The sequence below is a fragment of the Pseudomonas sp. PDM27 genome, from assembly GCF_019219205.1.
In the GTDB taxonomy this organism is placed as follows: domain Bacteria; phylum Pseudomonadota; class Gammaproteobacteria; order Pseudomonadales; family Pseudomonadaceae; genus Aquipseudomonas; species Aquipseudomonas laurylsulfatiphila.
In genome coordinates this window covers 279,118-301,580 of the sequence record NZ_JAHUWF010000005.1, presented here as the reverse complement: position 1 = coordinate 301,580, position 22,463 = coordinate 279,118, and the positions used below count along the sequence as shown (strand labels likewise).

The window sequence follows — 22,463 nt, the reverse complement described above, 5'->3', positions numbered from 1 at the left end:
CTCGCTCCCACAGGGAAAATATTCTAGGTTACGACCAGCGCTTGAAAATCAGCGAAGTATTTACCCCGCCAAACGCAAAGTTATTGTTCATCACGTACCGGTTACTCATCTGCCGAAACTCGCCGCGCAGGTAGTCGAGCTTGCCGCAATGCGGGTCGACTTCGTCGAGGTTGAAGGTGTGGGCGTAGAGGTCGCGGTTCATCATTTCGATGCTGAACCAGGACTCCAGCGCACCGCAGGCGCCGAGGGTGTGGCCGAGGAAGCTCTTCTGCGAGCTGATGGGCATGTGTTCGCCGAACAGGCTGCTGGTGGCCAGGGTTTCGGCGATGTCGCCCTGTTCGGTGGCGGTGCCGTGGCCGTTGACGTAGCCGATGTCCGAAGGTGTCAGCCCGGCGTCTTCCAGGGCCAGTTCCATGGCCCGGCGCATGGTGATTTGCTCCGGACGGGTGGTGTGCTGGCCGTCGGCGTTGCTGCCGAAACCGACGATCTCAGCATGGATGCGGGCGCCACGGGCCAGGGCGTGCTCCAGTTCTTCGAGCACCAGCATGCCGCCGCCTTCACCGATCACCAGGCCGTCGCGTGCGCTGTCGTAAGGGCGCGGGCTGCGTTGTGGGGTGTCGTTTTTCAGGCTGGTGGCGTAGAGCGCGTCGAAGACCATGGCTTCGGTCGGGCACAGTTCCTCGGCGCCGCCGGCGAGCATCAGCGGCAGGCGGCCGAACTTGATCGCCTCGTAGGCATAGCCGATGCCCTGGCTGCCGCTGGTGCAGGCGCTGGAGGTGGGAATCAGGCGGCCAGTGAGGCCGAAGAAGATGCTGATGTTCGCCGCGGTGGTGTGCGGCATCATGCGCACGTAGGAATTGGCGTTCAGGCCTTCGGCCACCGAGTTGAGCAGCATGTTGCCGAACGCCTTGATCTCGTCGGTGCTGCCGGTGGAGGAGCCGCAGGCGACGCCCATGCGCCCGTCCTTGATCGATTCGTCGCCCAACAGGCCGGCATCGGCCAGCGCCATCTCCGCCGCGCCCACCGCCAGCCGTGAGACCCGGCCCATGCTGCGCAGTTGCTTGCGGGTCCAGTGGCTTGGCACCTTGAAGTCATCGATGGGGGCTGCCAGGCGTGTGTTGAGTTCGGTAAAACGATCCCACTCGTCCATCCGGCGGATGCCGCTGCGGTTGGCCGCGAAGTTGCCGGCGATGGTGTCCCAGTCGCTGCCCAGTGAGGTGATGCCGGCCATGCCGGTGACGACGACGCGCTTCATCAGCACAGGCCTCCGTTGACGGCCAGAACCTGCCGGGTGATGTACGAGGCTTCCGCCGACATCAGGAAATTCACCGCGCCGGCCACCTCTTCAGGGGTGCCCATGCGTTGTGCGGGGATCATTTTCATCAGTTCTTCCACCGGCACGTTTTCATCGAGCATGGCCGTGTCGATCAGGCCGGGTGCGACACAGTTAACGGTGATTTTGCGCTTGCCCAGCTCGATCGCCAATGCCTTGGCTGCACCGATCAGCCCGGCCTTGGAAGCGCTGTAGTTGACCTGGCCACGGTTGCCGATCAGCCCGGACACCGAGGTGATGCAGACAATCCGCCCGGCGGCGCGACGCCGGATCATCGGCATCATCACCGGGTGCAGCACGTTGTAGAAACCGTCGAGGTTGGTGCGCATCACCACATCCCAATCGTCCTCGCTCAGGGCCGGAAAGGCGCCGTCGCGGGTCAGGCCGGCGTTGAGCACCACGCCGTAATAGGCGCCGTGGGTTTCCACGTCGGCTTCGAGAATCTCCTTGCAACGGGCGCGGTCGGCCACGTCGAACTGCAGGATGCGCGCACGGCGGCCCAAGGCCTCGACTTCGGCCTTGACGGCTTCGGCGTCGGCCAGGCCACTACGGCAATGCAGCACGATGTCGTGCCCGGCCCGGGCCAGGCGCAAGGCGATGGCGCGGCCGATGCCACGGCTGGAACCGGTGACCAGTACGGATTCAGTCATGACTGGACTCCTTCGGGTTCATGAAGATATTGGGCGGCCTGGGGTGGGCGGAACACGTTCAGACGGGCGGTGGCGTGAATGCCGGGGCCATTGATGTGGCACTCGAACACGCCCATGCCGTTGTCGTCCTCCAGGGAGCGAATCCCGTGGAGGGTCAGCTCGGTGCCGGCCGGGAAGCTTTCCACGTTGCATTCGAATTTGCGGCTGCCGAGCAGGAAGCCCAATTCCACTGCATCGCCGCGCTGACGCGCATGGCAACCGGCAAAGGCCGCCACGCTCTGGGCCATCAGTTCGATGCCGACCCAGGCCGGCAGGCTGCCGTCGGGGAGGTTGAACAGGCCATCGGGCTTGACGGTCAGGCGGGTGTGAATCTGCTCTTCATCGAACGCCAGGACCTGATCGATCAGGATCATGTCGCCAGCGTGGGGCAGCAGTTCGGCGAGCGGCCAGTCAATCATGGGGCGTCTCCGATAATCAGGCTGACGTTGTTGCCACCGAAGGCAAAGGAATTGCTCATCAGGTAACGGGGTGCAATGGACGTCAGGCGAGTGGCCGGGGTCACCCATTGCAACGGCGGCAGGTCGGGATCGGGCTGTCCGTCCCAGACGTGCGGCGGCAGGGCATGCCCGCGATTGTCGGCACTCAGGCTCAACCAGCAGAACGCGGCTTCCAGCGCCCCGGCTGCACCGAGGGTGTGGCCGGTCATGGGTTTACTCGACGAGCAGGGCACGCCGGCCGGGAACAGCGTCGACACGGCCAGGCTTTCCATGGCGTCGTTGTGTTGGGTGGCAGTCCCGTGCAGGTTCAGATAAGCGATCTGCTCCGGTTGCAGGTTGGCGCGGTCCAAGGCTTTGCGCATGGCCTGCAGGGCGCCTCGACCCGTCGGCTCGGGGGCGGAAATGTGATGTGCATCGGAGCTGGCGCCGCTGCCGAGCAAGGCAATCGGCTGGCTGTCGCCTGCGTGCCTGGTCATCAGGAACAGCACCGCCGCTTCGCCAATGTTGATGCCATTGCGGTTCAGCGAAAACGGATTGCAACGCTGGTCCGAGACCGCTTCCAGCGCCGAGAAACCGTTGAGGGTCAGCTTGCACAGGGTATCGACACCGCCACACAGCACCGCGTCGCAGACACCCAGGTCCAACAGGCGCTGGGCGCTCATCAAGGCCCGGGCACTGGAGGTGCAAGCCGTGGAAATGACATAGGCCGGCCCGCTCAATTGCAGCCATTCGGCGAGGAAGTTTGCCGGCGCCCCGAGCTCCTGTTGCTGGTAGTCGTACTCGGGCGGGAACTGCTTTTCGCGCAGGTAGTGCGCCAGGCCCTGGCTGGCCTCGTCGATGCCCGAGGTACTGGTGCCGAGCACGACACCGATGCGATCGCGGCCGTACGTCTGGATGGCGCTGTCGATGTCCGGGCGGATTTGCAGCGTGGCTTCCAGCAACAGCTGATTGTTGCGACTGTGATGGCGCGACATGTCGGCTGGAAGGGTTGCCAGGTTGCCCTGGACCGCGCCGACCGGTAGCGTGCGTTGCGGCACCCAGCCGGCTTGTTCGCGCATGCCGCCGCAGTCGCCGGCAAACAGGTGGCGGGCAACCTCCTGCTTGTCGCGGCCCAGCGCGCAGACCAGTCCGAGGGCATTGAGGTAAGCTGTCATGGTGTTTCACCGCTCAGGGGCGTGACTTGATAGGTCGCACCGTTCGCAGTCATCAATTCAAAATTCTGCGGTTGTGCGTAGCGGACGTCCCAGCGCTCGGGCAGGGACCGTTGTCTGCCGTGCTGCCAGGCGCCGGGATAGTTGGCCGCCAGTTCATCATTCGGCGTCAGTGCAAACAGCAGCGCCGCGAACAGTTCCCGGGCTTGCGGGTTGGGTGGCAACAGGCCGTCGGCGTGCCAGGTTTTATCGTTCAATAGCTGGCGGGCCTGGGGAATGCCCAGCAGGTCCATCATCGACCAGCGAATGCCCGTCTCTTCGCGCTGGATCACCACTATCCAGTCCAGGCGGTCGTCGGGCTTCAATAGCTGGATATGCAATTGCAGCGGCAACGGCAGATCCGGATTTTGCTCGGGCAATGGGGCTCGGCTGGTGCAGGCGCTCAGAAGCAGGGCCATGCCGAGTAGCAGGAATCGCAGCATGCCGGTTACCCCTGTGGGAGCGAGCCTGCTCGCGAATACGGTGGTACATGCAGCATCAATGTTGACTGACGCAACGCTTTCGCGAGCAGGCTCGCTCCCACAGGGATAGTGTTGTGAGCGACTGGCCATGAACATCACACAGTTCCTTCAAAAGGTTTGCGCGCCACCACATTGACCAGGGTTTCTTCCCGTTGGCCAAAGGGTTTTGGCTTGCACACACCCAAGTATTCGAGCAGGCCGAAATCCTTGGCGCGACTCCACCACAGGTACGGATAAGACACGTTTTGCGCGGTAAATTCGAAACCCTGTTGTCGGATCATTTTCAGGTACTGCGCCGCGCTTTTCTGCACCTGCATGGGGTGGCGGAACAACCAGCGGATCACCCAGGTATCAATGTAGGCCTCGGTGGACTCGGCGAACAGCAGATAGCCGCCCGGCTTGAGCACACGGTAGAACTCGGCCAGAGCCTGTTCCTGCTGCACCAGGTGATGGAAAGTCTGGTGACAGAACAGCAGGTCGATACTGGCGTCCGCCAGCTTGAGGCTCGCGCAGTCGCTGCCGATCAGCTCCACGTCCATGCCCTGGCGCGCCGCTTCTTCGGCGCTCTGGGCGAGGCTCTGCGGGTCGGCATCGATGCCGATCAGGCGAGCGGGCGCAAAGGCCTGGCGCAACAGCGAGAATGACTTGCCCTGACCACAGCCGGCATCCAGCAGTACCGGGTCGCCAGGCGGCGCTTCGCTGAACAGGCCGCGCAAATCGTTGACCGCCAGCCGCAGCACATAGTGTTGCCAGATCCGGCTGCGCAGGAACCACAAACCGAAACGGGTTTCTTCGACGTAATGGTCGCTCAAGTGGTTCATGACGCATCCCTTGCACAGAACTCCGATATCACCTTCAACCGGCGCCGGGCTTCGCTGACGAACGGGTTGCGCGGGTCCCAGGCATACCCTGCAAGGATGGAGCTGATCATTCCGCGAATTTCCGGCGAACTGCTCTCATGGAAGATCACATCCTGGAAGGTCCCGGCGTACCAGCCTTCGACGTAACAACGGAAGGTGTCGACACCGCGCTTGAGCGGCTCGGCGAACTCGGTTTGCCAGTCGACGGCTTCACCTTGCAGCTGGCGGTGCAACACCCCGGCCGCCATGCTCGCCGAACGCATGGCGATGGTCACGCCGGAGGAAAACACCGGGTCGAGGAATTCCGCGGCATTGCCCAGCAGTGCGAAGCCCGGACCGTGCAGGGTTTTGACGTTGGCCGAGTAACCGCCGATGGTTCGGGCTGCGGTGTCCCACTGCGCATTTTGCAACACGCCGGCCAGGCTTGGCGTTTCGGCGATAAAGCCGCGCAGGCACTCGTCCAGATTGTCGCTGCGGCCGGCGAAACGTTCCTCGGCGGCGACCACGCCGACCGAGCAGCGCCCGTTGCTGAACGGAATGGTCCAGAACCAAACGTCGCGTTGGGTCGGATGAGTGGTCACGAGGATCTTGCTGCGGTCGAAGGCCGGGTGGTCGATACGGTCTTCGACATGGGTGAACACAGCCTGGCGCACCGGGAAGTTCGACGGCGCCTCGAGGTCGAGCAAGCGCGGCAGCACGCGGCCGTAGCCACTGGCATCGAGCAGGAAGCCGGCCTTGATGCGGTACTCGCTGCCGTCTTCGCGGCGCACGCCGAGTTGCGGTTTTTCCGGGGCGATGTCGACGCTGACGATGGTTTCGCCATAGCGGATCTCCACGCCTTGCAGCGCGGCCTGATCGGCCAGCAGCTTGTCGAAATCGGCGCGCTGGACCTGAAATGTCGTTGATTTGCCGTGGCTGAACGTCTCGCCGAAATCGAACGCGCTGTAACGTTCGCCCCAGGCAAAGGCGGCACCGGTTTTCACCTGGAAGCCGGCCGCGTTGACGGCGTCGAGCATGCCCGCTTCTTCGACGAAATCCAGGCAATGGGCCAACAGGCTTTCACCGATGGAAAAACGTGGAAAATGCTGACGCTCGATCACCAGCACATCGTGTCCCTTGCGCTTGAGCAACGCGGCGGCGATGGCCCCCGAAGGACCGGCACCGATGACCACGACCTGGCGGCATTCCATTTCAACGGTTGGCATGGGGGCTCCTTGCCGGGACAGCGGCTTTCAGGGGGATTCGGTGCATACCGGTCAGGGCTGGCAGCAGTGTAGCGATCAGGCCCATCAGCATCAGCGCAAAGTACAGCGGCGGGCTGATGAGTTGCTGTTGCAGCAACAGGTTGAGAAAAACGATCTCGCTCAAGCCGCGGATGTTCAGCAGCACACTTTCCCGCCAGCGGCTGGCGCCCTTGAACGAGGCCCCGGCCCAGCCAAGGCCGAGCCAGTTGCCCAGCAGTTTGCTCAGCATCGGCAACAGCAGCAGGGCGACCAGTTGCACCCAGCCGAGGCTGTCCATCGCGCTGTGCACGTTGATCTGCACGATGCCGAACGTGAGGATCAGCGGGATGGCGATGTACGTCTGCAATCGGCTCATCCAGATGGCCGGCAACGGCAGCACCAACGGCGCTTTCAACGCGGCCATGATCAACACATAGCCGATGCCGAAAATCAGCGCATTGAGCTTGTAGTGCTCGGCGACGACCAGCAGGGCGAAAAAACCCAGGCTGTAGAGCCACGTCTGGCGCAAGCCAAGTAGCCGCAGCAGCACCGGCAGGCAGGCGCCGGCCAGTGGCAGCAACAGGCTGCTCAGGTGCAGGCTGCCCTGGGCGAGGCCGAATAAAGTCCAGCAGGCGAGGTCGATGAGAATCGCGGTTTGCACCAGGCGCCGGGTGGCAGCAGGCGGGTAATCGATGTGTCGCAGGTACAGGTACAGCACCGGAATCGCGGTGATGGCGAACAACAGGCCGACGGCCAGCGAGCTGATCCAGGGGTGCGCCGGCAACAGCCAGACGGCCGTGGCCAGGCCGCAGGCAAACGGAATGCAAAAGCTCGGCAGGGCGATTTTCAGACTCTGGCGATCCAGTTGCAGGTCGATCACATCGCTGAGGATGTAGCCCAGCAACAGGGCAAAGCTCAGGCTGTAGAGGTTCTTCAGCCAACCCGGCGACACCAGCTGCGCACCGCTCAGCTGCCATTGCGGCTCGATCCAGAAATACATCAGCAGCGGCAAGCCGAGGGTTGCCAGCAACAACTGGCTGACGATGGGAATCAGGCCGAAATGCCGGCCGACACGGGTCGCCAGCGCGAACAACGCCAGGGCCATCGCCCAGAACAAAACGATCATCACGTTGCATGCTCCGCGGCTGTGGGCTCGTGCACCTGTCGGCCGGCCCAGGGTGCCAGCAGGAAGCTGAAGACCAGGCCGAGGCTCACCGACAATCCGAAGTTGCTCACCGCCGGAGTGCTCGACACCGCCAGCAGGCCGAACGACAGCCAGGTGGTCAACGCCGCCAGCAGGGTGCCCAACAGGCTCACGGCCGCGCCGCCGACCTGTTCGCGCATCAGGATCGCGTAATCGACGCTGATCGCCGTCACCAGCAGCAGGCCGAACAGGCTGAACAGGGTCAAGGGCTGCCCCAACCAACCGAGGCTGGCCAGGCTGCACAACGCCGCCAGCAGCGGCAGGGAGACGATGCGCAACGCACCGCCGAGACCGAACGGCAGGATCAGCACCAGCACGATCAGCACGCAGGAGGCGAGTTTCAGTTCGGCGGCACTGATTTGGGTAGCCGCGAAGACGTTGTTCAATTCACCCAGTCGATCCACCAGTGTCACGCCGGGTAGGTCCTCGCCCTGGAGCCGCAGCAGGGCCGGGTTGTTGATGCCTTGCAGGCTGACCATCGCCGCCACGCCGTCTTCGGTCGGCCCCAGCCACAGGGGCCGGTAGGGTTCTGCCAGCGGGCCGCTGAGCGCTGCGTCGATGTCCACGGCCGGCAATGCCTGTAGCTTCGTCAGCTCGGCTTGCAACGCCTCGGCCGGTACGCCGATGTCGAGCAACGGTTGCCAGAACGCCGGCAGTTTGTTCAACGCTTCGCGCACCTGCTGCTGTTGGTTCGGCGGGCTGACCAGTTGATTGAGCGACAGATACCCCTGGAGCTTTTCCAGGCCAATCAATTGATCCAGTCGTTCGCTCAGGGCGGTCTGGCGTTCAAGCAGTTGCTGCTGGTTGGCGGCGCGTATCAGGAAAAACTGGCTGGTGGGTTGATAGCCGGTGATCTGTGCAATGGTCCGGGCTTCGTCGGTCAATTGTTGCGGTGCGCTGATCCACTGGCGGATGTCGTTTTTGCTGCTCAGCTGCAACAGCCCGCCTACGCAAAAGGCGATCAGCAGCGCCAGCAGGACTGGCGTTTTCACCTGATTGAGCAGCGCTTCTCGACAGCCAAGCAAAAGCTCGCAAACGCGCAATGGCCACTGCGCCGGACGCAGCTCCACGCCCTTGAGCAAGGCCGGCAGCAGGCACACGGCGGACAAATAGGCGCCGAGCAAACCGGCGGCAGAGAACACGGCAATCTGGGTCAGCGCCGGGAAGGGTGTCCAGGCCAGGGCCAGGTAGCCGATACCGCTGGTGATCAGGCTCAGGGTCAACCCTGGCAGGGTCAGGCGCAGGGCAGGCCAGCTGTGCCAGGGTTTCAGGCTCCAGCTTTTGGACAGGTAGTGCAGCGGGTAGTCGACCGCCACACCGATCAGGCTCGAACCCAGTACCAGCGTCATCACGTGCATATGGCCGAACAACGCCACGCAGGCCACCGCTCCGAAGAGCATGCCCACCAGCACCGGCACGAACGCCAGCAACACGCGCCAGCGCCGGAAGGCCAACAGCAGCAGCAACAGAATCCCGACGGTGGCACCGCCACCGACCCAGGTCATTTCCCGGGCGGCCTGCTGTTGCCCGTGGGCCGCGTACAGCAAGCCGCTGGCGGCAAGCAGTTGCACGTCGTGCTGCGCAGCTTGTTCGCGGCTGTGCTCGAGCAGGTCGGCCACTTGCAGCGGCAGGTTCATGTCGAAGGCGTTGCCGGTGGTGCGTGCGCGCAGCAGCACCCAGCTCTTGCCATCGGCATCGGCGACCAGGGTGCCACTGCCGATGTCCAGTTGTACCGAACCGCGTTGCGGCTGGCTGTTCTGGATACGCCCGGTCAGGCCCAGCCAGTCTTCCTGGCTCGACACCAGGCTGTAACCGTTGAACGGATCGAACAAGGCTTGCACGCGTTGCTGGATAAAGGTGTCGGGGTGCTCGATCAGCAGTTGTCGGTCCACCGCCGAGAGCATCGCCAGGCGACCTTGCAGCAATTGTGTGCGCAGCGCCGGCAAGTCGGCTTGCAGGGTCCACTGGACCTTTTCGAACAGTCCGCTGGCTTGCCATTGCTCGCCGAGGGTTTGCGCCATGGCGACGGCTTGCTGGCGATCGGCGTGGCCGACCAGCACCAGCATTTCGCGGTTCAGCGGTTCTTGCATGCGTTGTTCGGCGCGCAGTTCCAGGGCGTCGGGCGCCGTGCCGGGCACCAGTTCCATCAGGTTCGCCGACAGTGGCGCGCCGTCACGCCATTGCCAACCCGCGAGCGCCAGTACTGCCAGCAGCAGGATCAGAAACAGCCGTGGCAACCACCGTTCACTCGGCAAAGTCATGTTGCTCCGCGTCGCTCAACGGTTGCGCGCTGGTGCTGTCCTGCATGCGCAACAGCGTACTGTCGCCCTGGGTTTCGAGCAGTTCGATGCTCTGCACCAGTGCGGCGCCGGTAATGTTGATCTGGTTGAACACCTGCTTGAGCAGCATCGAGCGCGGCACCAGCGTGAGTTTCCAGTTCTGCGCGTCGCCGCTCAGGGCCAACTCGAAATCCCGTTGCAGCCCGCTGCTGTCGCCTTGCAGCACGGCGAGGAACAAACGGTTCTGCTCGGCACCGGCGCTTTTGCCCGGCAGCATTTGCCAGACACTGCCGTCTCGCCGGGCAATGCCTTTGGTGGTGATGCGATAGTCCTGTTGCAACGGTGTTTTGAGCAGCCACAACAAGCCGTGGTTTTTTGCCAGCACGAATGAGCCCTTGCTGGTCAGCGGCTGGGGCAGGGCGCGCAGGTGTTTCTCCTGGATGAAGTTGCCGTGGATCACCTCGGGTTTGGCCAGTTGCTCGCTGAGTTGTTGCAGGTCGAAGGCATGGGCCAGCCCTGGAATACCCAGTAGCACGCAGAGCACTGTAGGCGCGAGCTTGCTCGCGAAAAACCTGAGAAAGCCGCGGGGTGTCAGGGGCCCGGTGTCATCGTTAGCGACCATCGCGAGCAGGCTCGCTCCTACAGGGGGGCGGGGGCGGCAGAACATCATGGCAGGGCCCTTTCAACGGCGTCGGTGAACACCTTGGGCGAGGCCAATTGCATCTCGCGGCTGGCGAGGTCGACGGCGACCTGTACCGTCATGGCCCGGGTCAGGCGTTCACCGGTTTGCAGATCGCTGATCAGGTAGTTGATCTTCAAGCGGTTCTCCCACTCCACCAGGTTGGCGCGCACGTTCAGTTTCTGGCCGAACACCGCGCCGCGCACGTAGCGCAATTGCAGGTCGATCACCGGCCACGCGTAGCCGGATTCGTTCATCGCCGTGTAGTTGTGGCCGATCGTGTCCAGCAGCGCGCAGCGGGCGACTTCCAGGTATTTGACGTAATGGCCGTGCCAGACCACGTGCATGCTGTCGACGTCAAAGAACGGCACGACGATTTCCGTGTCGGTGTGCAGAAGTCCCTTGCTACGCATGCAGCCTCCAGTGTTGTTCGGCGATGCGCTGCAGGCACAGGCGCAACTCGCCTTCCAGCGCGCGGTCTTCGATGACCGGTGGGAAGTCCCCGGCCAAGTCTTCATGCATGGCGGCCAGTGCGGGTGGCAGTGGTCGCGCATCTTCGGCCTGGCCGCGCAGCCAGACGCCCTGATTGGCCGCCAGCAGGGTGGCGGCTGCCACTTGTTCGGTGAGTTCCAATACGCGGATCGCATCCCGGGCGGCGATGGTGCCCATGCTGACTTTGTCCTGGTTGTGGCATTCGGTGGAGCGCGAGAAGACGCTGGCCGGCATGGTGTTTTTCAGCGCTTCGGCGGTCCAGGCGCTGGTGCCGATCTGCACGGCCTTGAAGCCGTGGTTGAGCATGGCGCGGTCAGCCGTAGCGCCGGACAGGTTGCTCGGCAAGCCATGGTTGTAGCGCTCGTCCACCAGCAGCGCGAGTTGCCGGTCCAGCAGGTCGGCGACGTTGGCCACGAGGTTTTTCAGGCTGTCCATGGCGAACGCGATGTGCCCGCCGTAGAAGTGCCCGCCGTGCAGCACGCGCTCGGCTTCGGCGTCGATGATCGGGTTGTCGTTGGCGCTGTTGAGTTCAATCTCGATGAACGAACGCAGCCAGTTCAGGCTGTCGGCCAGCACGCCCAGCACATGGGGCGCGCAGCGCAGGGAATAGCGGTCTTGCAGGCGATGCAAGGGGGCGGTCGGCGCGTCGATGGCCAGATCCTTGCGCAGCCACGCGGCGACCTGCATCTGTCCCGGGTGTGGCTTGGCGGCGAACAGGCGCTCGTCGAAGTGCTCCGGGTTGCCCTGCAGGGCGACCACGTTCAGCGCGGTGATGCGCGTGGCCAGTTGCAGCAGGTAATCGGCGCGGGCGAATGCCAGGCAGGCGAGGCCGGTCATTACGGCAGTGCCGTTCATCAGCGCCAGGGCTTCTTTCGGCCGCAACACCAGTGGTTGCCAGCCGAGTTCGCGGTGCACATCGGTAGCCTGCCGGCGTTCGCCGCGGAACATCACTTCGCGTTCGCCGGACAGCGTGGCGGCAACGTACGAAAGCGGCGTCAGGTCACCGCTGGCGCCGACCGAACCTTCCTCCGGAATCAGCGGCAGGATGTCGTGTTCAAGGAACGCCTGCAGGCGTTCCAGCAGCTCCACGCGCACCCCGGAAACACCGTGGCACAGCGACTGCAGACGCGCCGCCAATACCGCGCGGGTGGCCTGGGCGTCGAGCAGTTTCCCCAGCCCGCAGCCGTGGAAGGTGTACAGGTGCTGCGGCAGCGCTTCGACGTGATGCAGCGGCACCGCGACCACGCAGGAATCGCCATAACCGGTGGTCACGCCGTAGATCACGCCTTCCTTGTCCAGCAGCGAGTCGAGAAAACGCGCGCCCTTGGCGATGCGCTCGCGGTAGGCGGGATCGCTTTGCAACTGCGCCGGCACCTTGCGGTTGGCCAGTGCCAGCACATCTTCAATGCGCAGAGGGCGTTCGCCGAAGGTTACCGGCTCAAGCGTTGGCGTCGTCATCGGTCTTCCAGAAAGGGTAAAAGTTGAACCATTGTTGGGGCGCTTCGAGGCAATAGTGACTCAGGCGCTCGGCGTAGCGGGACGCCCACTGATGAATGACCTGTTCGCGGTCGCTGCGCATCCAGGTGATTGCCTCAGCGAAGGGTTCAATGGTCAGTCGATAGTCGCCGTCGGGCTTTTTCAGGCACAGCAGCAAATTGATCGGGCATTTCAGCAGGCCGGCCAACAGCCACGGGCCTTGAGGGAATCTGGCCGGATGGCCGAGAAAATCCACGGTCACGCTGCGTCCGCCATGCAGCGGCACGCGGTCGCCGGCAATCGCCAGCCACTCGCCGCGCTCCAGGCGCTCGCTCAATTGCAGCATGATCCCGGGGTCCAGCTCGCTGACCTGAATCAGGCGCAAGTTGGTCGCCCCGGCTTCACCCAGCAAACGGTTGAACTGTTCGGCGTGCTTGGTGTGCACCAGCACGTTCATCGTGACCTTTTCGCCGATTTCCGCCAGTGCGCGGCAGACTTCCAGGTTGCCCAGGTGTGCGCCGACCAGCATCTGGCCGCGGGCAGCGCGCAACTGGTCGCGCAGCAGCGCCGGGTCGATGATTTCGATCTGCTCGATGCTCAGCCTGCCGTTCCAGACGTCGAGTTTGTCGAGCATGGAGTCGGCGAACGCCATGAACTGGCCGAATACCCGCCAATGGCTTGGGCGCAGTTCGTTGCGCCCGCTCCAGTCGGCCAGGCGTTGCTGGTATTGCCAGGCACTGTGTCGCGCACTGCGCCCGAACAGGAAGAAGTACAGGACGATGCCGTACAACACCGGGCTCAGTACTCGACGGCCCAGCACTTTGGCGCCGAATGCGGTGAGCTTCATCAGCCAGAAACTGCCGCGCTCCTCGCGGTCGGCCCAGTGTTGTTTGTCGGCACTCATGTCCGCCACCGTCGCCAGAGGATCATGGGTGAGCGCAGCAACATGCCGAAGAACAGCCGCGTGTGCATGCTGGAAATCAGCACGTTGTCGTGGAACATCCGAAAATGCGAAACGCCGTCCAGCGGGTAACGGACTTTGGTTTGCAGCCATTGCATCGGCTGATTGCGCCAGGCCAGGCGCACCAGGATGTCCGAGTCGAAGTCCATGCGCTTGCCGATTTTCGCTGACTCGATCAACGCCAGAACCGGTGGCAACGGGTAAACCCGGAAACCGCACATGGAGTCGCGAATCTGCAACGACAGGGTGTTGATCCAGACCATGACGTGGGTGAGGTAGCGTGCATACAAACGGCCTTTGGGTACGCTGGCGTCATATTGCGGATAACCGCAGATCACCGCCCGTGGGTGGCGGCGTGATTGTTCGATGAAGCGTTTGACGTCCTGCAGGTCGTGCTGGCCATCGGCATCCACCTGCAGGGCATGGCTGAAACCCAGGCGTGAAGCTTCGCGCAAGCCGGTCATGACCGCGCCGCCCTTGCCCTGGTTTTCGGCGAGGCGGATCAGGTAAACCATTTCACGTTGGGCCAGGCGGTCCAGTACCCGGGCGCAGCGCGGGCTGCTGGCATCGTCCACCAGGATGCACGGCAGATGGCTGGCGATCAGCGCATCGACCACTGTGGTGATGGCGCCTTCGTGGTTGTACACGGGGACGACAGCGCAGGGGCTATGCATGTTGGTGTACACCTGAAGGACCGAGGTGTCTGCTTCGCGAGCAAGTCGAATCGTCGCACCGCCGCTCCCACACTGGATTTGTGAACGACACGGCCCCCCTGTGGGAGCGGGCTTGCTCGCGAATGAGTGCGCAGCACTCACCAAACTTACACATGCGCCGCCTCCAGCAATATTCGCCCGCTGGAGCAGGTAGCGGTTTCGTTGCGGTAGGCGAAATAGAGTTTGCCGCGGGCCGGGTCGAAGCGCAGGTGCAGCTGGATTTCATCGCCCGGGCGCACCAGTTGCTGGAACTTCAAGACTTCCATGCCGGCGAATTTTTCCGGCAGGTTCATCAGTTGCCGGCCCAGGCTCAGCGCCCAGTCCACCTGCACCACGCCAGGCAATACCGGCGCCTTGGGGAAATGACCGCTGAAATAGGCCAGGTCCGGTGGCACGGCCAGTTGCAGGCTCCACTCGCCATCGCTTTCGACTTGCTCCAGCACCTCTGGGGTTTTGGGACGCGGCGCCAACAGCAGGGCGTCGACGTCGGCCTGGGGCAGTTTGCCCTGAGCGTTCAGTGGCAGTTGTCGCAGCAGGCGCCAGCGTCTCGGCAGGGCCAGGGTTTCGCAGTGTTGGTTCAGGTGTTGGCGCAATTGCTCGGTGAGGCTGCGTCGGCCCAGATTACGCAGAGCATGCAAACCGGCTTCGCTCGGAACCACTAACGCCCCCAGGGAAGCGCGGTTTTCCCGAACCACGCCGAGCCGCGCTTCGCTGACCCAGTCATGGGCCATCAGCGCCTGTTCCAGCATCGGCAGCGAGATGCGTTTCTCTTCCAGTTTGACGATCCGGTCCAGTCGCCCGAGCAATTCGAAGCGACCATCGACGGCGATGCGTGCTGAGTCGGCAGTCTGTTCGATATGACCATCAGGCAAGTAGGGCGAAGCGATCAGCAGCGCACCCTCACTGTCTTGAGTCAGTGTGACATCGGCAAAGGGTTGCCAGAGTTCGGAGCCCTGACGCCAGGCGATGCCGCCGGTTTCCGAGCTGCCGAAAATTTCCGTTGGCCATTGCCCGAGACGCTCATGCAGGCTTTGTGCGGCTTCGACCGGCAATGCACCGCCGGAGGAAAACACCCGGCGAACGGAACTCAAGGCCGGCCAGTCAAGGTTGTCGCCCATGCGCTTGAGCAGCGCCGGGCTGGCCACCCAGGCAAAGGCCGGGTGCTCGCGGCTGGCACGTTGCAGGTCTTCCGGGAACGCCAGTTGCTTGCGTACGAACGGACGCCCGGCGCACAACGGCCACAGTACCCGAAACAACAAACCGTAGATGTGCTGGGTGGCGACGCTGCCAATGATGCACGCCGGGCCCAGGCCAGGACCCCACAGCTTTTCCAGGGCTTCGACTTCATTGGCCAGTTGGCGCAGGTTCTTTTCGATGCGCTTGGGTTCGCCACTGGAACCGGATGTGCACAGGCTCAACCGACAGTTATCCAGGTCCAGCGCAGCGGCACTGAGCGGCGGCTGATGGAAATCGCCAAGGTGCATGTCGCCCGGTTGATCGGACAGCCACAGATCAACTTCGCCTGACCAGCGTTGGCGGGTCTGCGGTTGCAGGTCGGACGGCAGCAGCACACTGACCCCGGCACGCCAGGCGCCGAGCAGGGCAATCGCCAGGTCGGCGGCATCCTCAAGGTGCACGGCCATCTGCCGTACACCCTGGGCTTGCAGGCCGGCGGCAAGGCTCAGCGCCAGTTCGCACAGTCGGGTGTGATCCAGTGCCGGACCGGTCGTGATGGCACGGTCCGGCCGGGCCTTGAGCAGCAGGTGCTCAAGTTTTATCCAATTCATGGGTGGCCTCGTACCCTTAGTCGTATCAGCCATTCAATGGCAAACATCAGGCCTATCAATCCGTAGGAGATCAGGCCGGTGTACAGCGTCCACCAGCTCAGCGGCGCCCAGAGGGTCAGGGCGGCGGCACACAAACCGTTGCATAAAAAGAAAACGCTCCAGGCGACGGTCACCTGACGGGTATAGCGAATGCCCTCGGCCGGTAATTGCGGCTCGCGCACCCGGGCCAGGCGTTCGACGATCGGTGGGCCGAATGTCAGGCTCGAGCCGAACAGCACCAACATGAAGACGCTGATCAACACCGGATACCAGCGCAACAGCGCCGGGCTGTCGAACAGTGCCAGCAACAGGCAGAACCCAATGGCCACCGTTGCCATCCACAGGCTGCCGGGCCGACGTTTGCCGGTCAGCGCCCGGGCCAGCCACAGTCCGCCCAGCAGCAGGCCGAACTGCCAGGGGGCGAAGTGCTCCATGCCGAAATACACCGCAAAGGGATACAAAAGGCCTGCCAGCAGCAGGCCGAGGCCAATCAGACGACTCATGCGGCCGGTTGAACCAGACGGTAGACCGCCTCGACAACGTCACTGACGGTACGCACCGATTTGAATTCTTCGGCGGCGATTTTCTTGCCCGTCTGGCGTTTGATGTGATCGATCAGGTCGACCGCGTCGATGCTATCGATTTCCAGGTCCTGATACAGGTTGGATTCCAGGCTCACACGCCCGGGGTCCAGTTCGAAAAGCTCGACCAGGGCATCGCGCAGGGTGTTGAAAATGTCATCACGAGTTTGCATGGTCCGGTCTCAAGCTGCCTGTTTTGCGGTGACGAACGCCGCAAGGCTCGCCACGTTGCTGAAGTGATTGCGAGTGTCTTTGGCGTCGGCATCGATTTTGATGCCGTACTTTTTCTGGATGGCCAGGCCCAGTTCCAGGGCGTCCACCGAGTCTAGGCCCAGGCCTTCGCCGAACAGCGTCTGCTCGTTGCCGATGTCTTCGGCGCTGATGTCCTCGAGGCCCAGGGCGTCGATGATCAGCTCTTTGATTTCCAGCACCAGGCTATGGGTGTTCCGATCGCTCATCTTCGGCGAGCTCCTTGATGAAGTAAGAATGCAAATAATCGTTGAGCTTGCGCGAGGCTTGCGGAGCCGGCCCCAGCGAGGCGAAGGCCTGTGGGTCTATATCGGCCCCGACCCGAAAACTGAAGTGCACGCGCCGCTTGGGGATGCGGTACCAGGGCTCGGCCTTGGTCAATGTGGTCGGGTTGACCTTGATAATGACCGGGGTGAGGATTTTCGCACCCCGCAGGGCGATTGCCGCACCGCCCCGATGAAAGGCCGGTGCCTGGCCGGGTTGGGTGCGCGTGCCTTCGGGGAAAATGATCAGGGTCTGGCCGTCTTTCAGCGCGTCGGCCGCCGCGTCGAGCATGTCCATGCTGCCGTCGTTGCTGATGTATTCGGTGCAGCGCAGCGGTCCACGTGTGAACGGGTTTTCCCAGAGACTTTGCTTGACCACGCAGTTGGCGTGACGCACCAGGCCGATCAGAAACACCACGTCGATCAGCGAGGGGTGATTGGCAAGGATCATTTGCCCGGGACGACCGAGTTTTTCCGCGCCTTCAATGTCGTAGGTCAGCACCCCGGTACGGGCCATGAAGCGCACAAAAATCCAGAAACAGCGGCTGACCGTTTGCCGGGCCCGCAGCCGATGGGTCCGGGCGTCGCCCGGCAGGCAGTTCAGCACAGGGAAAATCACCAGGCGCAGGCACAGGCCGCCCAACCCGAACAGGGCAAAGCTCGCGGCGGTGGCCAGCAAGCGCCAGTAATAGGCGTCGCGGTTTTTCTCGGTCACGGGTTGCGTTGCCAGGTCCATACACGATTTTTCCAGGCATGTTGGCAGGTGGTTTGCTGGCCGAGCAGCATACGCAACAGATTCAGCGCGTGGGGCCAGCGGGAGTTGGACAACGCTTCCGAGGGGCTGTTCAGGGACAACTGCCAGTCGGTACCGGGTGTGATCAGCAGGCCGACGGCATAAGGGAATGGCACGTCGTCGATCCAGGTCGAGTAAGCTTCGGGCGGCCGCTCTTCGGTGACCACCAGCAGTACCGCGCCAGCGCCTTCGGCCAGCAGCGCGGCAGCTTCGAGCATGCCGTGCTCCAGGCCATCGCCTGCGGCAGCCAGGGCCGTCATTTCGCTGGTTTCACCGCGCATGATCGACCACAAACCAATAATCGCGTTATGCACCGACAAGCTGAACCGGGTCGGCGACAGCGGCTCGTCGGCGGCCAGATCACTGAGAATGTCGACGGTGCGGGGTGTTTCGCCGTGACGGGAAACAAAGACCAATGGCAGATCCTGCCGGCCTTCGGCCAATGGCCAGCCGACACTGAAGGCCATCCGTGCCAGGCGGCTGAGCCTGCGGCGCTGCATGGCCGGCAGAAAGGAAACGTCAGGAGCGGCATCGCTGTCCGGCAGCACGACGGGTTGCCGGCTCCAGGCCTGCCAATCGTTCACGCTCTCAAGCCCCGGGGCCCAGGCGCGCCATTGGGCGATGTTGAAGTTGATCACAGACATTCATCCCGCCCTCACGGGCTTACTTGACGCGGGGAGTGGCCGAGAGCCGAGACTCACCCTGCGCGGCGTTTGCCGCCGAGTGGCGCGCATTATCCCGGTGCCGGGAACCTGTAGCAAATGCTGGTTACATTTTGCTCAACAAGATGCAGCGACTGGCTCGCAAAAACTGAGCGATTGGTAATTATTCACACAATCACTACTCCGTCTGTCGGTTCCTGCGTCAAACCATCGGGCCGTTCACGGCTTTTCATGTAAGAGAAGGCAACTGACTGTGTAGTCCCTGGTAGCGAAGCAGCGCCGTGCACCACTACACTCGATCATTCTTTGATACACGGAGGTTTTGACATGCGGCGCGTGGTGTTCAATCAGAAAGGTGGCGTTGGCAAGTCCAGCATTGCCTGCAATCTGGCGGCGGTCAGTGCCAACGAGGGTTTTCGCACCTTGTTGGTGGATCTCGATGCCCAGGCCAACTCCACTCAGTACCTGACGGGGCTCACGGGTAGCGACATCCCGATGGGCATCGCCGATTTCTTCAAGCAGACGCTGTCTTCCGGGCCGTTCTCCAAAAAGAATCAGGTCGACATCTACGAAACCCCCTTCGATAACCTCCACGTCATTACCGCCACCGCTGAACTGGCGGACTTGCAGCCAAAGCTTGAAGCCAAGCACAAGATCAACAAGCTGCGTAAGTTGCTTGAGGAACTGAGCGAAGACTACGACCGGATTTACCTCGATACCCCGCCAGCGCTGAATTTCTATGCGGTTTCTGCATTGATTGCCGCCGATCGTGTGCTGATTCCCTTCGATTGCGACAGTTTTTCACGCCAGGCACTCTACGGCCTGATGGCGGAAATCGAAGAGTTGAAGGACGACCATAACGAAGGCCTGGAAGTCGAAGGCATCGTCGTCAACCAGTTCCAGGCCCGCGCCAGCCTGCCCCAACAAATCCTCGACGAACTGATCGCCGAAGGCCTGCCGGTGCTGCCGGTGTACCTGGCCAGCTCGGTACGCATGCGCGAATCCCACCAGGCCAACACGCCGCTGATCCATCTCGACCCGCGGCACAAGCTGACCCAGCAGTTTGTCGAATTGCACAGCCTGCTGGAAAACGCCTGATCTTCCAGGCGAAACAAAACACTGTGGGAGCGAGCTTGCTCGCGATAGCGGACTGACAGTCAACATTATCTTCGACTGACACATCGTCATCGCGAGCAAGCTCGCTCCCACAGGGGCTGTGTTGCTTCAGATACCCTGGCTACGCAGCCAGGCCATCAACTGCGGCAACGGGAAAGCCCCGCTCTGCCGGGCGATCTCCCGGCCGTTCTTGAACAGGATCAGGCTCGGGATCGAGCGAATCCCCAACTGCGCCGACAACTGCTGGTTCGCCTCGCTGTCCAGCTTGGCCAACCGGCACTTGCCCTCCAGTTGCCCGGCCGCCTGCTCGAACACCGGTGCAAACGACTTGCACGGCCCGCACCAGTCCGCCCACACGTCCACCAGCAGCGGCAGATCGCCCTTGATCTGGCTGGCGTAGTCGCCTTGTTTCAATTCAAACGGCTTGTTCAGCAGGACGTCGGCCTTGCAGCGTCCGCATTTCGGGTGATCGTTGAGGCGCTCGGCGGGGATGCGGTTGAGGCCGTTGCAATGGGGGCAGGGGATGAGGAGTGGGTCGGTCATGAGCAAGATCCAATGGGGAGCTGATAACACCTAGTTGGAGACGTTTGCTCATATTTTCAATCGTGCAGCGGCGTGCGGTGAATCTAGGCTTGAGTCTTGCCGAGCCAGACCGCTTGTCTGTGGAGCATTATCGCAACTTGCGATATTTTCGATCTGAGATTAACTTTCCATAGCAAAATGCGATAAGGATGTTGCATGCATGTTCTCACCGAAAAAAGAGTACGTGAAGCCAAGGAGAAATGGCCAATGGCAGCCAACGCGCTGGATCATTGGTATCAATTAGCCAAAGGAAGCAAGCCGTCGGATTTTGCGGCGATGAGAACCACCTTTCCTGCAGTCGACAAGGTGGGCGAGTTTCATGTTTTCGATATCGGTGGCAACAAATTGCGGCTGATCGCTTTTGTCAGGTATCGATCGCAAAAGCTTTATATCAAGCATGTGCTGGACCACCGCGAATATGACCGCGGTAAATGGAAGGAGGAAAGAGCATGAGTGTCCTGATCGAAAGAGCTGCCGAGCATTGGGAGTTCGTCTCGCCGTTGCTTCGAAAACCGAAAAGCGAAGACGACTATGACCTGTTGGCGCAGGCGCTGGACGAGTTGCTCGAGATGACCGGCGACGATGAGTCTCACCCGTTGATGAGTCTGGTAGACATCATTGGTGACTGGATTGAGGAATGGGATCACAAGCATCACCCGATGCCGAAGCCCAGCGGAGTCGAGGTTCTTGGCTACTTGATGCGCGAACACGGCTTGAGCCAGAGCGACCTGCCTGGCGTCGGCCCTCAGTCGGTCGTTTCCGAGATCCTGAGCGGCAAACGCCAGCTCAACCTGCGGCAGATCCGCTGGTTGGCCGAACGTTTCGGTGTGTCTGTAGAAACCTTTATCTGACCCGCCTCACGACGAACAACTGATCTCCAGATGCTTGCCCCATTCCGGTGGCCTCTCGGCGTAGCTTTCCATCCCCGGTTGTTCCTCGAACGGATTGCTCAGCACTGCGTGCAGTCGTCGAACTTCTGAATAGTCGCCGCTTTCTGCCGCATCGATGGCCTTTTGCGCCAGGTAGTTGCGCAGGATGTACAGGGGGTTGACCGCGTGCATCCGCTGGCGGCGCTGCTCCTGATCCAGCGTGCCTTCACGGGCGACCCGGGCGACGTAGAGTTCGCCCCAGGCATCAAAGCCCTTGAGGTCGACGAAGTCATCGCGCAAGCGGGTGATGGCCAGTTCCGGTGCCTCATCCCCCAGGCGACGGAAAAACAGGCTGTAGTCGACGCCGCTGTTCTGCATCAGTTGCAGCAGGTTCTCCAGCAGTTTCTGGTCGTCATCCTCCGCCGTGGTCAGGCCGAGGCGGCGGCGCATCAGGTCCAGGTAATGGGCCTGGAACAGCGGCAGGTAGAGGCCGAGGGTTTCGCGCAGGGCTTCGACGCTGATGAATGGCGTCAGTGCCTGAGCCAAGGCGCTGAGGTTCCACTGGCCAATCGGCACCTGGTTGCTGAAGGAGTAACGACCCTGGTCGTCGGAGTGGTTGCAGATGAAGTTGGCGTCGAAGTCGTCGAGGAAGGCGAACGGGCCGAAGTCGAATGTAATCCCGAGGATCGACATGTTGTCGGTATTCATCACCCCGTGGCAGAAGCCATAGGCCTGCCATTTTGCGATCAGTTCGGCGTTGCGCTCGACCACTTCGCGGAACATCGCCAGGTACGGCTCCGGTTGTTCCAGGCACTGCGGGAAGTGCATGGCCAGCACGTGATCACCCAGCACTTTCTGCTGCTCGGGGCGTTTGGTGTAGTAGAAGTATTCGAAGTGGCCGAAGCGCACATGGCTTGGCGCCAGGCGCAGGACCATGGCCGCGCGCTCCTGCTTTTCGCGCCACACCGGGGTGTCGGAACCGATCACGCACAGGGCGCGGGTGGTCGGGATATTCAGGGCGTTCAGGGCTTCGGAAGCGAGGAACTCGCGGATTGACGAGCGCAGTACCGCCCGGCCATCGCCCATGCGTGAAAACGGCGTCTGGCCGGCGCCCTTGAGGTGCAGGTCCCAGTGTTCGCCGGCCTCGTTGTACACCTCGCCGAGCAACAGGCCGCGGCCATCGCCCAGTTGCGGGTTGTAGGAACCGAACTGATGTCCGGAATAGACCATCGCCCTCGGAATCGCATCGGCCCAGAGCTTGTGGCCGCTGAACAGTTCGGCGAACTCCGGGGTTTCGGCCACGGCCGGGTCGAGGTCCAGCAGGGCCATGGCGGCGGGGCTGGCCACGACCAGGCGCGGATTGTCGATGGGCTCGGGCAGCACATGGGCGGAAAACGCGTCGCCCAGGCGGTCGAAGCGATTATCGAAGGTGAGTTCGTCGAGGGCTTTCAAGGGCCGGCTCCAGCAGAATGTCCGAGCATTC

General features: G+C 62.5%; 25 protein-coding genes. 3 read left to right on the top strand and 22 right to left on the bottom strand.

The features are described 5' to 3' along the window. Positions 1–28: 28 nt before the first annotated feature. The 20 genes from KW838_RS13535 to KW838_RS13440 all read right to left on the bottom strand — a co-directional run bounded on the left by KW838_RS13535 (position 29) and on the right by KW838_RS13440 (position 18,395). Positions 29–1,255: a beta-ketoacyl-ACP synthase gene (locus tag KW838_RS13535; RefSeq protein ID WP_218501317.1), complete on the bottom strand. Its 1,227-nt coding sequence runs from the start codon at positions 1,253–1,255 to the stop codon at positions 29–31. Then, positions 1,255–1,983, bottom strand: coding sequence for a 3-oxoacyl-ACP reductase FabG (fabG, locus tag KW838_RS13530; RefSeq protein ID WP_102698590.1), 729 nt, complete (start codon positions 1,981–1,983; stop codon positions 1,255–1,257). The genes KW838_RS13535 and fabG overlap by 1 nt, the downstream gene beginning before the upstream one ends. After that, a complete protein-coding gene (locus tag KW838_RS13525) occupies positions 1,980–2,441 on the bottom strand; it encodes a hotdog family protein (protein WP_218501316.1) in 462 nt (153 codons plus the stop codon). The genes fabG and KW838_RS13525 overlap by 4 nt, the downstream gene beginning before the upstream one ends. Beyond that, positions 2,438–3,634 (bottom strand): beta-ketoacyl-[acyl-carrier-protein] synthase family protein, encoded by a 1,197-nt coding sequence (locus KW838_RS13520; RefSeq protein WP_218501315.1) that lies wholly within the window; start codon positions 3,632–3,634, stop codon positions 2,438–2,440. Before KW838_RS13520 ends, KW838_RS13525 begins: the two co-directional genes overlap by 4 nt. Next, entirely contained in the window at positions 3,631–4,248 is a 618-nt protein-coding gene (locus KW838_RS13515) for a hypothetical protein (RefSeq protein WP_218501314.1), read from the bottom strand. Before KW838_RS13515 ends, KW838_RS13520 begins: the two co-directional genes overlap by 4 nt. Next, complete coding sequence (locus KW838_RS13510; protein ID WP_218501313.1) at positions 4,248–4,973, bottom strand: class I SAM-dependent methyltransferase; 726 nt, start codon at positions 4,971–4,973, stop codon at positions 4,248–4,250. The genes KW838_RS13515 and KW838_RS13510 overlap by 1 nt, the downstream gene beginning before the upstream one ends. Next, positions 4,970–6,217, bottom strand: coding sequence for an NAD(P)/FAD-dependent oxidoreductase (locus KW838_RS13505; protein WP_218501312.1), 1,248 nt, complete (start codon positions 6,215–6,217; stop codon positions 4,970–4,972). The genes KW838_RS13510 and KW838_RS13505 overlap by 4 nt, the downstream gene beginning before the upstream one ends. Further along, positions 6,204–7,361, bottom strand: a complete 1,158-nt coding sequence (locus tag KW838_RS13500) for a sodium:proton antiporter (RefSeq protein ID WP_218501361.1) — start codon at positions 7,359–7,361, stop codon at positions 6,204–6,206. The genes KW838_RS13505 and KW838_RS13500 overlap by 14 nt, the downstream gene beginning before the upstream one ends. Then, positions 7,361–9,700, bottom strand: a complete 2,340-nt coding sequence (locus KW838_RS13495) for an MMPL family transporter (protein WP_218501311.1) — start codon at positions 9,698–9,700, stop codon at positions 7,361–7,363. The genes KW838_RS13500 and KW838_RS13495 overlap by 1 nt, the downstream gene beginning before the upstream one ends. After that, the gene (locus KW838_RS13490) at positions 9,684–10,388 is read right to left on the bottom strand and encodes an outer membrane lipoprotein carrier protein LolA (RefSeq protein ID WP_218501310.1); all 705 of its coding nucleotides are present in this window, start codon (positions 10,386–10,388) and stop codon (positions 9,684–9,686) included. The genes KW838_RS13495 and KW838_RS13490 overlap by 17 nt, the downstream gene beginning before the upstream one ends. Beyond that, the gene (locus KW838_RS13485) at positions 10,385–10,810 is read right to left on the bottom strand and encodes a thioesterase family protein (RefSeq protein WP_007974600.1); all 426 of its coding nucleotides are present in this window, start codon (positions 10,808–10,810) and stop codon (positions 10,385–10,387) included. The genes KW838_RS13490 and KW838_RS13485 overlap by 4 nt, the downstream gene beginning before the upstream one ends. Continuing rightward, positions 10,803–12,347 (bottom strand): histidine ammonia-lyase, encoded by a 1,545-nt coding sequence (gene hutH / locus KW838_RS13480; protein WP_218501309.1) that lies wholly within the window; start codon positions 12,345–12,347, stop codon positions 10,803–10,805. Before hutH ends, KW838_RS13485 begins: the two co-directional genes overlap by 8 nt. Beyond that, positions 12,328–13,269, bottom strand: coding sequence for a glycosyl transferase (locus tag KW838_RS13475; RefSeq protein WP_102698599.1), 942 nt, complete (start codon positions 13,267–13,269; stop codon positions 12,328–12,330). The genes hutH and KW838_RS13475 overlap by 20 nt, the downstream gene beginning before the upstream one ends. Then, complete coding sequence (locus KW838_RS13470; RefSeq protein ID WP_218501308.1) at positions 13,266–14,000, bottom strand: glycosyltransferase family 2 protein; 735 nt, start codon at positions 13,998–14,000, stop codon at positions 13,266–13,268. The genes KW838_RS13475 and KW838_RS13470 overlap by 4 nt, the downstream gene beginning before the upstream one ends. Before the next feature lie 146 nt (positions 14,001–14,146). Next, positions 14,147–15,826, bottom strand: a complete 1,680-nt coding sequence (locus KW838_RS13465) for an acyl-CoA synthetase family protein (protein ID WP_218501307.1) — start codon at positions 15,824–15,826, stop codon at positions 14,147–14,149. Then, complete coding sequence (locus KW838_RS13460; RefSeq protein WP_102698601.1) at positions 15,823–16,368, bottom strand: hypothetical protein; 546 nt, start codon at positions 16,366–16,368, stop codon at positions 15,823–15,825. Before KW838_RS13460 ends, KW838_RS13465 begins: the two co-directional genes overlap by 4 nt. Then, positions 16,365–16,619, bottom strand: a complete 255-nt coding sequence (locus tag KW838_RS13455) for an acyl carrier protein (protein WP_007972204.1) — start codon at positions 16,617–16,619, stop codon at positions 16,365–16,367. The genes KW838_RS13460 and KW838_RS13455 overlap by 4 nt, the downstream gene beginning before the upstream one ends. A gap of 9 nt (positions 16,620–16,628) precedes the next feature. Then, positions 16,629–16,904, bottom strand: coding sequence for a phosphopantetheine-binding protein (locus KW838_RS13450; RefSeq protein WP_095964643.1), 276 nt, complete (start codon positions 16,902–16,904; stop codon positions 16,629–16,631). Then, complete coding sequence (locus KW838_RS13445; protein ID WP_102698602.1) at positions 16,882–17,694, bottom strand: 1-acyl-sn-glycerol-3-phosphate acyltransferase; 813 nt, start codon at positions 17,692–17,694, stop codon at positions 16,882–16,884. Before KW838_RS13445 ends, KW838_RS13450 begins: the two co-directional genes overlap by 23 nt. Beyond that, the gene (locus tag KW838_RS13440) at positions 17,670–18,395 is read right to left on the bottom strand and encodes a beta-ketoacyl synthase chain length factor (protein ID WP_102698603.1); all 726 of its coding nucleotides are present in this window, start codon (positions 18,393–18,395) and stop codon (positions 17,670–17,672) included. Before KW838_RS13440 ends, KW838_RS13445 begins: the two co-directional genes overlap by 25 nt. Before the next feature lie 345 nt (positions 18,396–18,740). Here KW838_RS13440 and KW838_RS13435 point away from each other — a divergent pair, with 345 nt between their 5' ends. Next, positions 18,741–19,511, top strand: a complete 771-nt coding sequence (locus KW838_RS13435) for a ParA family protein (protein WP_102698604.1) — start codon at positions 18,741–18,743, stop codon at positions 19,509–19,511. Between the two features lie 126 nt (positions 19,512–19,637). On the opposite strand, the gene trxC is transcribed toward KW838_RS13435, so the two are convergent. Beyond that, positions 19,638–20,072 carry a thioredoxin TrxC gene (gene trxC, locus KW838_RS13430; RefSeq protein ID WP_007972193.1) on the bottom strand — a complete coding sequence of 145 codons (435 nt, stop codon included), beginning with the start codon at positions 20,070–20,072 and terminating at the stop codon, positions 19,638–19,640. A gap of 195 nt (positions 20,073–20,267) precedes the next feature. On the opposite strand from trxC, the gene KW838_RS13425 reads away from it, so the two are divergent. After that, on the top strand, positions 20,268–20,564 hold the full coding sequence (locus tag KW838_RS13425; RefSeq protein WP_218501306.1) for a type II toxin-antitoxin system HigB family toxin: 297 nt from the start codon (positions 20,268–20,270) through the stop codon (positions 20,562–20,564). Next, complete coding sequence (locus KW838_RS13420) at positions 20,561–20,962, top strand: type II toxin-antitoxin system HigA family antitoxin (RefSeq protein ID WP_102698607.1); 402 nt, start codon at positions 20,561–20,563, stop codon at positions 20,960–20,962. Before KW838_RS13425 ends, KW838_RS13420 begins: the two co-directional genes overlap by 4 nt. Positions 20,963–20,968: 6 nt before the next feature. Here KW838_RS13420 and selO read toward each other — a convergent pair whose 3' ends face one another. Continuing rightward, positions 20,969–22,432: a protein adenylyltransferase SelO gene (gene selO / locus KW838_RS13415; protein ID WP_218501305.1), complete on the bottom strand. Its 1,464-nt coding sequence runs from the start codon at positions 22,430–22,432 to the stop codon at positions 20,969–20,971. Between the last annotated feature and the right edge of the window lie 31 nt (positions 22,433–22,463).